This is a genomic window from Pseudomonas sp. O39, assembly GCF_045447295.1.
GTDB classification, from domain to species: domain Bacteria; phylum Pseudomonadota; class Gammaproteobacteria; order Pseudomonadales; family Pseudomonadaceae; genus Aquipseudomonas; species Aquipseudomonas antarctica_A.
In genome coordinates, this window is the sequence record NZ_JBJGXV010000004.1 from 366,340 (window position 1) to 379,047 (window position 12,708).

Annotated in this window: 13 protein-coding genes and 1 pseudogene; 10 read left to right on the forward strand and 4 right to left on the reverse strand. The window is 60.3% G+C overall.

The window, feature by feature from the left end:
• Positions 1–11 precede the first annotated feature (11 nt).
• Entirely contained in the window at positions 12–686 is a 675-nt protein-coding gene (gene radC, locus ACI77D_RS08640) for a DNA repair protein RadC (protein WP_064454719.1), read from the reverse strand.
• A gap of 143 nt (positions 687–829) precedes the next feature.
• Between radC and coaBC the strand changes: the two genes are divergently transcribed.
• The 4 genes and pseudogenes from coaBC (at position 830) to argB (ending at position 5,086) form a co-directional block, all read left to right on the forward strand.
• The gene (gene coaBC, locus ACI77D_RS08645) at positions 830–2,038 is read left to right on the forward strand and encodes a bifunctional phosphopantothenoylcysteine decarboxylase/phosphopantothenate--cysteine ligase CoaBC (RefSeq protein ID WP_407016391.1); all 1,209 of its coding nucleotides are present in this window, start codon (positions 830–832) and stop codon (positions 2,036–2,038) included.
• 5 nt (positions 2,039–2,043) lie between these two features.
• Entirely contained in the window at positions 2,044–2,499 is a 456-nt protein-coding gene (gene dut, locus ACI77D_RS08650; RefSeq protein WP_407016392.1) for a dUTP diphosphatase, read from the forward strand.
• Between the two features lie 240 nt (positions 2,500–2,739).
• Positions 2,740–4,161, forward strand: a pseudogene (locus ACI77D_RS08655) (phosphomannomutase/phosphoglucomutase); the annotation flags it as partial.
• 19 nt (positions 4,162–4,180) lie between these two features.
• On the forward strand, positions 4,181–5,086 hold the full coding sequence (gene argB, locus ACI77D_RS08660) for an acetylglutamate kinase (protein WP_064454723.1): 906 nt from the start codon (positions 4,181–4,183) through the stop codon (positions 5,084–5,086).
• 158 nt (positions 5,087–5,244) lie between these two features.
• On the opposite strand, the gene pyrE is transcribed toward argB, so the two are convergent.
• Complete coding sequence (gene pyrE / locus ACI77D_RS08665; RefSeq protein WP_053258663.1) at positions 5,245–5,889, reverse strand: orotate phosphoribosyltransferase; 645 nt, start codon at positions 5,887–5,889, stop codon at positions 5,245–5,247.
• An 82-nt stretch (positions 5,890–5,971) separates the two neighbouring features.
• Between pyrE and ACI77D_RS08670 the strand changes: the two genes are divergently transcribed.
• Positions 5,972–6,751 carry an exodeoxyribonuclease III gene (locus tag ACI77D_RS08670; RefSeq protein ID WP_003195493.1) on the forward strand — a complete coding sequence of 260 codons (780 nt, stop codon included), beginning with the start codon at positions 5,972–5,974 and terminating at the stop codon, positions 6,749–6,751.
• 73 nt (positions 6,752–6,824) lie between these two features.
• Here the strand turns inward: ACI77D_RS08670 and ACI77D_RS08675 are convergent, their stop codons facing one another.
• The gene (locus ACI77D_RS08675; RefSeq protein ID WP_064454724.1) at positions 6,825–7,193 is read right to left on the reverse strand and encodes a DUF4870 domain-containing protein; all 369 of its coding nucleotides are present in this window, start codon (positions 7,191–7,193) and stop codon (positions 6,825–6,827) included.
• A gap of 22 nt (positions 7,194–7,215) precedes the next feature.
• Positions 7,216–7,938 (reverse strand): ribonuclease PH, encoded by a 723-nt coding sequence (gene rph, locus ACI77D_RS08680; protein WP_003213280.1) that lies wholly within the window; start codon positions 7,936–7,938, stop codon positions 7,216–7,218.
• Between the two features lie 217 nt (positions 7,939–8,155).
• Here rph and ACI77D_RS08685 point away from each other — a divergent pair, with 217 nt between their 5' ends.
• The 5 genes from ACI77D_RS08685 to ACI77D_RS08705 all read left to right on the forward strand — a co-directional run bounded on the left by ACI77D_RS08685 (position 8,156) and on the right by ACI77D_RS08705 (position 12,652).
• A complete protein-coding gene (locus tag ACI77D_RS08685; protein ID WP_221295901.1) occupies positions 8,156–9,019 on the forward strand; it encodes a YicC/YloC family endoribonuclease in 864 nt (287 codons plus the stop codon).
• A gap of 10 nt (positions 9,020–9,029) precedes the next feature.
• Positions 9,030–9,650, forward strand: coding sequence for a guanylate kinase (gene gmk / locus ACI77D_RS08690; protein ID WP_065931902.1), 621 nt, complete (start codon positions 9,030–9,032; stop codon positions 9,648–9,650).
• Positions 9,651–9,817: 167 nt separating this feature from the next.
• Positions 9,818–10,081 carry a DNA-directed RNA polymerase subunit omega gene (gene rpoZ, locus ACI77D_RS08695; protein ID WP_003176920.1) on the forward strand — a complete coding sequence of 88 codons (264 nt, stop codon included), beginning with the start codon at positions 9,818–9,820 and terminating at the stop codon, positions 10,079–10,081.
• A gap of 60 nt (positions 10,082–10,141) precedes the next feature.
• Positions 10,142–12,247 (forward strand): bifunctional GTP diphosphokinase/guanosine-3',5'-bis pyrophosphate 3'-pyrophosphohydrolase, encoded by a 2,106-nt coding sequence (spoT, locus tag ACI77D_RS08700; protein WP_407016393.1) that lies wholly within the window; start codon positions 10,142–10,144, stop codon positions 12,245–12,247.
• A gap of 24 nt (positions 12,248–12,271) precedes the next feature.
• Entirely contained in the window at positions 12,272–12,652 is a 381-nt protein-coding gene (locus tag ACI77D_RS08705; RefSeq protein ID WP_003176922.1) for a RidA family protein, read from the forward strand.
• Positions 12,653–12,708: the final 56 nt, after the last annotated feature.

A 12,708-nucleotide genomic window follows, 5' to 3' on the forward strand; every position in this document is an offset into this window, starting at 1 on the left:
ATGGGGCGGGGCTACATCCACCCATATTCCGCCATCGACAGCGGGTCACCGTCGCCCACAATGATGTGATCCAGCACCCGCACATCCACGACTTCCAACGCCTTTTGCAGCAACTTGGTTAATTTTCGATCAGCCGCACTCGGCTCGACACTCCCTGATGGATGGTTATGGCACAGGATCAACGCTGCCGCGTTGTATGCAAGCGCACGCTTGACCACCTGGCGGGGGTAAACGATGGCGGTGTCGATGGTGCCCTCAAACAACGCCTCGAAGCCCAGCACCCGATGTTTTGAGTCGAGAAACAGGCAGCCGAAGATCTCGTGGGGCTCATGACGTAAGAGCGCCTTGAGGTAGTCACGCACGGCCAGCGGACTCTCCAATACCGAATCGCTACGCAGGCGCTCGGCCAGGTGGCGCCGAGACATTTCCAGCACCGCCTGCAACTGTGCAAACTTCGCCGGCCCCAACCCCAAATGCTGGATGAACAGCGTCTGGCTGGCCTCCAACAACGGTCGAAGGCCGCCGAATTGCGCCAAGAGATGGCGCGCCAGATCCACCGCACTTCTGCCCGAAACCCCAGTGCGCAGGAAGATTGCCAACAACTCGGCATCGGACAGACTCGCCGCGCCCCACTCCAAAAGTTTCTCCCGTGGACGTTCAGCCACAGGCCAATCGCGAATACTCATCCCACCTCCGTGTGCATGTGCGCCGCTGTTGCCCGACGGTCGCTGTGTTATCTTAAGCCCTCTTTTTTGCGTGCGATTTCACCTGGGGAGGGGGCATCGCAGGCGTCACTGAACTGGCATCACTGAACTGGAAAGGCAAACCAATGCAGCGTCTGTATCGGAAACGCATCGTTCTCGGCGTCGGCGGCGGCATTGCCGCCTACAAGAGCGCAGAGCTGGTTCGCAGGCTCCTGGACCAAGGCGCCGAAGTGCGCGTGGTCATGACACGCGGTGGCAGTGAGTTCATCACCCCACTGACCATGCAAGCCCTGTCCGGCCACCCGGTTCACCTGGACCTGCTGGACCCGGCGGCCGAAGCCGCCATGGGCCATATCGAGCTGGCCAAATGGGCTGACCTGGTGCTGATCGCCCCAGCCACTGCCGACCTGATCGCGCGCCTGGCCCAAGGCATTGCCGATGACCTGCTGACCACACTGGTACTGGCCACCGACGCTACCGTCGCCATCGCTCCGGCCATGAACCAGGCCATGTGGCGCGACCCGGCCACCCAGGCCAACACCCAGCTCCTGCAAAGCCGTGGCCTCAAAGTGTTCGGCCCGGCCTCCGGCAGCCAGGCCTGCGGCGATGTGGGCATGGGCCGCATGCTCGAAGCCACCGACCTGGCGCAGTGCGCCGCAGAGTGCTTCCAGCACCTGGCACTCACCGGCAAACATGTACTGATCACCGCTGGCCCGACCCAGGAAAACATCGACCCGGTGCGTTACATCACCAACCATAGCTCAGGAAAAATGGGCTTTGCCTTGGCCGAAGCCGCGGTTGAGGCAGGCGCACGCGTCACCCTCATCACCGGTCCGGTGCACTTGCCAACCCCCGATCGCGTCACGCGAATCGACGTAGTCAGCGCCAGGGACATGTTGGCGGCCTGTGAAGCAGCCATTCCCTGCGACCTGTTTATCGCCTCGGCAGCGGTTGCAGACTACCGCCCGGAAGTCGTCGCCCCGCAAAAGCTTAAGAAAGACCCTACAAGCGGCGACGGCCTGCTCCTGCAAATGGTGCGCAACCCGGACATTCTGGCGACCATCGCCACCCGCCCGGACCGGCCATTCAGTATCGGCTTCGCGGCCGAGACCGAGCACCTGCTCGACTATGCCGCACGCAAATTGAAAGACAAAAACCTCGACCTGATCGTTGCCAATGATGTCGCAAACCCGAGCATCGGCTTCAACAGTGAGGAAAATGCTATCAGCGTGATCGACCGCGAGTTGCACGCCACCGTTTTCGCCCAGACCAGCAAAGGCAAGATTGCCCGCCAACTGATCTCATTTATCGCCCAACGGCTGAACCAGGTTTAATTTACATGCACGCTTTGCAAGCCAAGATCCTCGACCCACGCATCGGCAACGAATTCCCGCTGCCGGCCTACGCCACACCGGGCTCCGCCGGCCTGGACCTGCGCGCCATGCTCAAGCAGGACACGGTCCTTGAGCCGGGCCAGACCCTCCTCATCCCTACCGGCCTGTCGATCTACGTCGGCGACCCTGGCCTGGCGGCGTTGATCCTGCCGCGCTCCGGCCTGGGCCACAAACACGGCATCGTGCTGGGCAACCTTGTGGGCCTGATCGACTCGGATTACCAGGGCGAACTGATGGTGTCGTGCTGGAACCGTGGCAACACCGCGTTCAACATCGCCGTCGGCGAGCGCATCGCCCAATTGGTGCTGGTGCCGGTGGTACAGGCGCACTTCGAACTGGTACAGGAGTTCGACGAGACTCAACGCGACGCAGGTGGTTTTGGGCATTCCGGCAGCCACTGACTAAGCTGAATCTTGCCGGACGCAGTTGTCCGGCAAGACGCCACCGCATGGCTATTCAGGATGAAGAATGCGCGGATTTATTCAGCGAGATTTCTACAACAAAATCAAAAGGTTACGCGACAGACCAAACGGAGCCAGCACTCCGATGGCACTTTTACACCACGAACTCTCTGCCGAAAACGCCGTCTTACCCTTCAGTTTGAGCCTGCCGGTCAGCCACTTTAAGGCCAGCCTTGCCCCCTTCAGATGGAGTTTCCCCCCGCGATGAGTACCGCAGCCCGAGTAGCCCCGACATTCCCCGACAGCATCTTTCGCGCCTACGACATTCGTGGCGTGGTGCCCAAGACCTTGACCGCCGAAACCGCCTACTGGATCGGTCGCGCCATTGGCTCCCAGAGCCTGGCCCAGGGCGAGCCCAATGTTTCGGTAGGCCGTGACGGCCGCTTGTCCGGCCCGGAGCTGGTGGAACAGCTGATCCAGGGCCTGGCCGACAGCGGCTGCCACGTCAGCGACGTCGGCCTGGTGCCAACGCCTGCGCTGTACTACGCCGCCAACGTACTGGCCGGCAAGTCCGGGGTGATGCTCACCGGCAGCCATAACCCGTCGGACTACAACGGCTTCAAGATCGTCATCGCCGGCGACACCCTGGCCAACGAACAGATCCAGGCCCTGCACAACCGCCTGAAGAACAACGACCTGACCAGCGGTAAAGGCAGCATTACCCAAGTCGACATCCTTCAACGCTACTCCGACCAAATCACCGGCGACGTCAAACTCGCACGCCGCCTGAAAGTGGTAGTGGACTGTGGCAACGGCGCAGCCGGCGTGATCGCCCCGCAGTTGCTCGAAGCCCTGAACTGCGAAATCATCCCGCTGTTCTGCGACGTTGACGGCAACTTCCCCAACCACCACCCGGACCCGGGCAAACCTGAAAACCTGGTGGACCTGATCGCCAAGGTCAAGGAAACCGGTGCCGACGTGGGCCTGGCCTTCGACGGTGACGGCGATCGCGTCGGCGTGGTGACCAACACCGGCGAGAACGTCTTCGCAGACCGCCTGCTGATGCTGTTCGCCCGTGACGTGGTGGCGCGCAATCCGAATGCCGAAATCATCTTCGACGTGAAATGCACCCGCCGCCTCACCCCGCTGATCAAGGAATACGGGGGCCGCCCACTAATGTGGAAGACCGGTCACTCGTTGATCAAAAAGAAAATGAAGGAAACCGGTGCGCTATTGGCCGGCGAAATGAGCGGCCACGTGTTCTTCAAGGAGCGCTGGTTCGGGTTTGACGACGGCATTTACAGCGCCGCCCGTCTGCTGGAGATCCTCAGCAAGGAAAAATCCACGGCGCAGGAGCTGTTTCAGACCTTCCCGAATGATATTTCTACGCCAGAGATCAATATCCATGTGACCGAGGAGAGCAAATTCAGCATCATTGACGCACTGCACGATGCGCAATGGGGTGAAGGCGCCAACCTGACCACCATTGATGGTGTGCGAGTCGATTACGCCAAAGGCTGGGGCCTGGTTCGCGCGTCCAACACCACACCGGTGCTGGTCCTGCGCTTCGAGGCGGATACCGAGGCTGAGTTGCAGCGCATCAAGGACGTGTTCCACGCCCAGTTGAAACGTGTTGCCCCTGATCTCCAATTACCGTTCTGATTTTTTACCGGAGCCCTGAATGACCCTCGAACGCGAAGCCGCTGCCAATACTGCCAAGGTCCTGTCCGAAGCGTTGCCTTACATTCGACGCTACGTCGGCAAGACGCTGGTGATCAAGTACGGCGGCAATGCCATGGAAAGCGAGGAGCTGAAAACCGGCTTTGCCCGCGACATCGTGTTGATGAAAGCTGTCGGGATCAACCCGGTAGTTGTGCACGGCGGCGGCCCGCAAATCGGCGATTTGCTCAAGCGCTTGTCGATCGAGAGTCACTTCATTGATGGCATGCGCGTCACGGACGCGCAGACCATGGACGTGGTGGAGATGGTCCTCGGCGGCCAGGTGAACAAGGACATCGTCAACCTGATCAACCGTCATGGCGGCAGCGCCATCGGCCTGACCGGCAAGGACGCGGAGCTGATTCGCGCGAAAAAACTGACCGTTACCCGTCAGACGCCGGAAATGACCCAGCCGGAAATCATCGACATCGGCCAGGTAGGCGAAGTCATCGGGATCAACACCGACCTGCTGAACCTGCTGGTCAGAGGCGACTTCATCCCGGTGATCGCGCCGATCGGCGTGGGTGCCAACGGTGAGTCCTACAACATCAACGCCGACCTGGTGGCCGGCAAGGTGGCCGAGGCGCTGAAAGCTGAAAAGCTGATGCTGCTGACCAACATCGCCGGCCTGATGGACAAGGAAGGCAAGGTGTTGACCGGCCTGACGACCCAACAGGTGGACGAGCTGATCGCCGACGGAACGATCTACGGCGGCATGCTGCCGAAGATTCGTTGCGCGCTGGAAGCAGTGCAAGGCGGCGTCGGCAGCTCGCTGATCCTGGATGGCCGGGTACCGAATGCGATCCTGCTGGAAATCTTCACAGATACCGGTGTGGGTACGCTGATCAGCAATCGCAAGCGCCCTTAAACGCTGCAAACGAAAAGGCCCCGCTCAATCAGATTGAGCGGGGCCTTTTTGGTGGGAGCTGGCTTGCCTGCGATGCAGGACCTCGGTGATTCAGTAGTACCGAGGTGATGCTATCGCAGGCAAGCCAGCTCCCACACTAGCCTGCATGGGCCGCCGTCTCAGACGCCGAACTGCTCGCGGTACGCCTTGACCGCCGGCAAATGCTGCTTGAGCTGCGGGTCATCTTCCAGGAACTGCAACACCTGGTTCAACGATACGATGCTCACCACCGGAATGCCGAAATCACGCTCCACTTCCTGGATTGCCGACAACTCACCGTTGCCGCGCTCCTGGCGATTCAGGGCGATCAGCACGCCAGCCGCCTTGGCGCCCTCCTGGGAAGCGATGATCTGCATCACTTCACGGATCGCGGTGCCGGCAGTGATCACGTCGTCGATAATCAGCACGTCGCCTTTAAGCGGAGCACCCACCAGGCTGCCGCCTTCGCCATGGGCCTTGGCCTCTTTGCGGTTGAAGCACCACGGCAGATCAAGCCCATGATGTTCAGCCAACGCCACGGCAGTCGCGGCCGCCAGCGGGATGCCCTTGTAGGCCGGACCAAACAATACGTCGAAGGAAATACCGCTTTCAACGATGGCCGCCGCGTAGAAACGACCCAGCTGAGCCAGGGCCGAACCCGAGTTGAACAAGCCGGCATTGAAGAAGTAGGGGCTGGTGCGCCCGGACTTCAGAGTGAACTCACCGAAGCGCAAAACGCCGCGATCGATGGCAAAACGAATGAAATCGCGTTGATACGCCTGCATGAAAAAAGCCTCAGATACCACGGATTTAGCTAATTAGGTAGACGGCGTGTATCATACACGCACGCGATTTTTGGGGCCATTTATGCGGATCATCAGTGTGAACGTCAATGGTATTCAGGCTGCAGTCGAGCGTGGTTTGCTCAGTTGGCTGCAAGCACAGAATGCCGACGTCATCTGCCTGCAGGACACCCGCGCCTCCGCCTTTGAACTGGACGACCCAGCCTTCCAACTGGATGGCTACTTCCTTTATGCCTGCGATGCCGAAGTGCCCACCCAAGGTGGTGTGGCTTTGTACTCGCGGTTGCAACCCAAGGCGGTCATCAGCGGCCTCGGCTTCGAGACAGCCGACCGCTACGGGCGCTACCTGCAAGCCGATTTCGACAAGGTCAGCATCGCGACCTTGCTGCTCCCTTCGGGGCAGAACGGCGATGAAGACTTGAACCAGAAGTTCAAGCTAATGGACGATTTCGCCCGTTATCTGGATAAACAGCGACGCAAACGTCGCGAGTACATTTACTGTGGCTCGCTGTACGTGGCGCAACAGAAGCTGGATATCAAGAATTGGCGCGACAGCCAGCAATCCCCGGGTTTCCTGGCACCAGAACGTGCCTGGATGGACGAGATTGTCGGCAACATGGGCTATGTTGATGCCCTGCGCGAAGTCAGCCGTGAAGGCGACCAGTACAGCTGGTGGCCAGATAACGAACAGGCTGAGATGCTCAACCTGGGTTGGCGTTTCGACTACCAGTTGCTGACCCCAGGTCTGCGCCGGTTTGTTCGCAGCGCACGTCTGCCGCGCCAGCCACGCTTTTCGCAGCACGCACCACTGATCGTGGACTACGACTGGACACTGACCATCTGAGGTCTTTTCCCAGGCACAAAAAAACCGACATCGCTGTCGGTTTTTTTGTGGATGCCTGTCGGCTGAACCCGCGTTATTTGACCACGCGCCAGGTCAAGGGATAGCGATAGGCAATCCCTTTGTTGGCTTTGATCGCACCGATGATCGTCAGCACGATGGTGGCGATTGCCAGCGCAAACATCAGGAAAAAACCGATGACCGCGAAAGCCAGCACGATGCAAGCCATCCAGGCGATGGCCACAGTGATCTGGAAATTCAAGGCTTCCTTGCCCTGATCATCAATGAACGGGTCCACTTCCTTTTTCATCTGCCACAGGATCAGCGGCCCTACGACGCTGCCGAAGGGGAACACAAACCCCAGAAACGCCGCCAAATGACACAACATGGCTCCCTGACGGACTTCGTAGGAAGGCGTAGGCACGGGTAGTTGGCTGTCATTCATGGCGTTTCTCCTTGAAGCCGACTCAGTCAGCCAGTGCGGCGTTCTGCAGCTCGAAAATTTCGGTCATGCCTTTCTGGGCCAGGGCCAGCATGGCGTTCAGGTCGGCCGGCTGGAATGGCGCGCCTTCGGCGGTGCCCTGCACTTCGATGAAACCACCGGTGCTGGTCATCACCACGTTCAGGTCGGTCTCGGCAGCCGAGTCTTCCAGGTAGTCCAGGTCCAGCACAGGCTCGCCCTGGTACATGCCGACCGACACCGCAGCAATCATCTGCTTGAGCGGGTCGCCGCCCTTAAGGCCGCCGCGTTTCTTGATCACTTTCAGTGCATCGACCAGGGCCACCATGGCGCCGGTGATGGACGCGGTACGGGTGCCACCGTCAGCCTGGATCACGTCGCAATCGACGTACAGGGTGACGTCGCCCAGCTTGGACATGTCCAGGGCGGCACGCAGGGAGCGACCGATCAGACGCTGGATTTCCAGAGTACGGCCGCCTTGCTTGCCGCGGCTGGCTTCACGCTGGTTACGCTCGCCGGTGGCGCGCGGCAGCATGCCGTACTCGGCAGTCAACCAACCCTGGCCCTGGCCCTTGAGGAAACGCGGCACGCCGTTTTCGACGCTGACGGTGCAGATAACCTTGGTATCGCCAAACTCGACCAGTACAGATCCCTCGGCGTGTTTGGTGTAGTTGCGGGTGATGCGGATCGAGCGGAGCTGATCGGCAGCGCGACCACTTGGACGTTTCATAGGGGATACCTGTACGGAGGACGAAAAACTGCCGAGCATTATAGAGCCGCGAACCGATTCGGGGCACTTCTAAAAAATTCGGTTACGAATGGCTAGCCTATTGCCCATTGTTTGGGCGCGCTCGCCCCACTGCGCTACAATCCTGCGCCTTCGCAGCCTGTCGGCTTCAATTTACCCATCAGTCCGCATTTGTGGGACTGCATCGCGAGGTACCTCCATGGTGCACAGCATGACCGCCTTCGCCCGCGTCGAAAAAGCCGGCGTCCAAGGCACCCTGAGCTGGGAACTGCGCTCGGTCAACAGCCGTTACCTGGAGCCGCACCTGCGCCTGCCGGAGTCCTTCCGCGACCTCGAAGGCGCCGTGCGTGAAGCGCTGCGCCAGGGCATCTCCCGTGGCAAGCTGGAATGCACCCTGCGCTTTACCGAGGAAACCACCGGCAAGCCACTGCAAGTTGACCGCGACCGCGCCGCGCAACTGGTTGCCGCCGCCGAAACCATCGCCAGCCTGATCAAGCAGCCCGCCGCACTCAACCCTCTGGAAGTACTGGCCTGGCCCGGTGTACTCGTGGCCGACGCCGCCGACCCGCAAGCCCTCAACGCCGAAGCCCTCGCCCTGTTCACGCAGGGTTTGAAGGAGCTCAAGGCCGGGCGCGAGCGTGAAGGCGCCGAACTGGCCCGCCTGATCAATGAGCGCCTGACCTCGATTGAAGCCGACGTAGTCACCCTGCGCGAGCTGGTGCCGCAGATGCTCGCCACCCAACGCCAGAAGGTCCTCGACCGCTTTACTGACATGAAGGCCGACCTCGACCCGGTGCGCCTGGAGCAGGAAATGGTCCTGCTGGCACAGAAGAGTGACGTGGCCGAAGAGCTCGACCGCCTGAGCACCCACATCCTCGAAGTGCGCCGCGTGCTCAAGTCCGCCGGTGCCGCCGGTCGGCGCCTGGACTTCCTGATGCAGGAACTCAACCGCGAAGCCAATACACTGGGCTCCAAGGCGTTTGATCCGCGCAGCACCACGGCCGCGGTCAACCTCAAGGTGTTGATCGAGCAGATGCGCGAACAAGTACAGAATATTGAGTAAGGCAACCTCCATGACCCACAGCACCGGCACCCTTTACATCATTTCCGCCCCTTCGGGCGCGGGCAAGAGCAGCCTGGTCAAGGCCCTGACCGACGCTGACGAGCACATCCGCATCTCGGTCTCGCACACCACCCGCGCCATGCGCCCGGGTGAAGTAAACGGCGTGCACTATCACTTCGTCGAGCGCACCGAGTTCGTGAAGATGATCGAACACGGCGACTTCCTTGAGCGTGCCGAAGTCTTCGGCAACCTCTACGGCACTTCGCAAAGCCATTTGCAGCAGACCCTGGACGAAGGCCACGACCTGATCCTGGAAATCGACTGGCAAGGCGCCGAGCAAGTGCGTCAGTTGATGCCCAAGGCGCGCTCGATCTTCATCCTCCCGCCGTCGCTGGAAGCGTTGCATCAGCGTCTGACCAACCGTGGCCAGGACAGCGACGAGATCATCGAAGGCCGCATGCGTGAGGCCGTCAGCGAAATGAGCCACTACGTCGACTACGACTACCTGATCATCAACGACGATTTTGCGCACGCCCTGGACGATTTGAAGGCGATTTTCCGCACCAATCAGCTCCAGCAGAAGCGCCAACAACAGCGTTTCGGTAAATTACTGGCCGAACTGCTCGGTTGATTGGCTCTTCCCAAAACCGCTGCAAGGGCTTTACATTGGCACTTGTAGCGGTTTTGCGAGGGCCTGCGAAAAATCAGCGCTTCCCTAAACGCTGGTGATTTTTTAAACTGTTTAGTCCGCTCGCCCAACCGGGCAGCGCGCATCTTGCATTCGCTCCGAGGAATACCATGGCCCGCGTAACCGTTGAAGACTGCCTAGAACACGTGGATAACCGCTTTGAGCTGGTCATGCTCTCTACCAAGCGTGCCCGTCAATTGGCCACTGGCGGCAAAGAGCCCCTGGTCCAGTGGGAAAACGACAAGCCTACCGTTGTAGCCCTGCGTGAAATCGCTGAAGGCCTGATGAGCTACGAGTTCATCGCCAACGCCGAAATCGTTGAAGACGAACCGCTGTTTGCAGCGTTCGAGGACGAGTCCAACGAGGCCGTCTAAGCCTATGCCTGGTCGACGTAGCACGGCGCGGGGTCACAGCCAACGGCAGGAGTTAACACTTTGCCGAGCATAGACGCCCTCGCCGATCGCTTATCGGCCTACCTCGGCCCAGACCAGGTCAACCTGGTCCGCCGAGCGTATTTCTACGCCGAGCAAGCCCACGACGGCCAACGCCGCCGTAGCGGCGAGGCGTATGTCACGCATCCTCTTGCAGTGGCAAATATTCTGGCCGACATGCACATGGACCATCAGAGCCTGATGGCTGCGATGCTGCATGACGTGATTGAAGACACCGGCATCGCCAAGGAAGCGCTCAGCGCGCAATTTGGCGAAACCGTGGCCGAGTTGGTCGACGGGGTCAGCAAACTGACCCAGATGAACTTCGAGACCAAGGCCGAAGCCCAGGCAGAAAACTTCCAGAAGATGGCCATGGCCATGGCCCGCGACATTCGGGTCATTCTGGTCAAGCTGGCCGACCGGCTGCACAACATGCGCACACTGGAAGTGCTGTCCGGTGAAAAACGCCGGCGCATCGCCAAGGAAACCCTGGAAATCTACGCGCCCATCGCCAACCGGCTGGGCATGCATACCATCCGTATCGAATTCGAAGACCTCGGCTTCAAGGCCATGCACCCCATGCGTTCGGCGCGCATCTACCAGGCGGTCAAGCGCGCCCGTGGCAACCGCAAGGAAATCGTCAACAAGATCGAAGAGTCGCTGAGCCATTGCCTGGCGATCGACGAGATTGAAGGCGACGTCAGCGGCCGGCAGAAACACATCTACGGCATCTACAAGAAGATGCGCGGCAAGCGCCGGGCCTTCAACGAGATCATGGACGTGTATGCGTTCCGGATCATCGTCGACAAGGTCGATACCTGCTACCGCGTGCTGGGCGCTGTACACAATTTGTACAAACCCCTGCCAGGCCGCTTCAAGGACTACATCGCCATTCCCAAGGCCAACGGCTATCAGTCGCTGCATACCACGCTGTTCGGTATGCACGGGGTGCCGATCGAGATCCAGATCCGCACGCGGGAAATGGAAGAAATGGCCAACAACGGGATCGCCGCCCACTGGCTGTACAAATCCAGCGGCGACGAGCAACCCAAAGGCACGCATGCCCGCGCCCGCCAGTGGGTCAAAGGCGTGCTGGAAATGCAGCAACGTGCCGGCAACTCCCTGGAATTTATCGAAAGCGTGAAGATCGACCTGTTCCCGGACGAGGTCTACGTATTCACGCCCAAAGGCCGGATCATGGAGCTGCCCAAAGGCTCCACGGCGGTCGACTTTGCCTACGCGGTGCACACCGACGTCGGCAACAGCTGCATTGCCTGTCGGATCAACCGTCGCCTCGCGCCGCTGTCCGAACCGCTGCAAAGCGGCTCCACGGTCGAGATCGTCAGTGCACCCGGCGCGCGCCCGAACCCGGCCTGGCTCAACTTCGTGGTCACGGGTAAAGCGCGGACGCACATCCGCCACGCGCTCAAACTGCAACGCCGCTCCGAATCCATCAGCCTGGGCGAACGCCTGCTGAACAAGGTGCTCAACGGTTTCGACAGCGCCCTCGAAAAAATCCCGGCCGAGCGCGTGCAAGCGATGCTCCACGAGTACCGCCAGGAAACCATCGAAGACCTGCTGGAAGATATCGGCCTGGGCAACCGCATGGCCTATGTGGTCGCCCGCCGCCTGCTCGGCGAAGGCGAACAGCTGCCAAGCCCCGAAGGCCCGCTGGCGATTCGCGGCACCGAAGGCCTGGTGCTCAGCTACGCCAAGTGCTGTACGCCGATCCCGGGCGACCCGATTGTCGGCCACTTGTCTGCCGGCAAAGGCATGGTGGTGCACCTGGACAACTGCCGCAATATCAGCGAAATCCGTCACAACCCCGAAAAATGCATCCAGCTCTCGTGGGCCAAGGATGTCACCGGCGAATTCAACGTCGAGCTGCGGGTGGAGCTGGAGCACCAGCGCGGCCTGATCGCCCTGCTGGCCAGCAGCGTCAACGCGGCCGACGGCAATATCGAGAAAATCAGCATGGATGAGCGCGATGGCCGCATCAGCGTGGTCCAGCTGGTGGTCAGCGTTCACGACCGCGTGCACCTGGCCCGCGTGATCAAGAAACTGCGCGCCCTGACGGGAGTGATCCGCATCACCCGCATGCGTGCATAGCCGTTCTCTTACAAGGAGTCACTCATGACCAAGACTGTTATCACCAGCGACAAGGCCCCGGCCGCCATCGGTACTTACTCCCAGGCGATCAAGGCGGGCAACACCGTCTACATGTCCGGCCAGATTCCGCTGGACCCAAAGACCATGGAACTGGTTGAAGGCTTCGAAGCACAAACCGTACAAGTCTTCGAAAACCTCAAGTCCGTGGCCGAAGCCGCTGGCGGTTCGTTCAAGGACATCGTCAAGCTGAACATCTTCCTCACCGACCTGAGCCATTTCGCCAAGGTCAACGAGATCATGGGCAAGTACTTCGAACAACCGTACCCAGCCCGCGCCGCCATCGGCGTTGCTGCCTTGCCTAAAGGCGCACAGGTTGAGATGGACGCGATTCTGGTCATCGAGTAAAACACCCGGCGCAGCCCCCAAGGGCTGCGCCGACTTCGTTTCAGAAGGATTTCGTA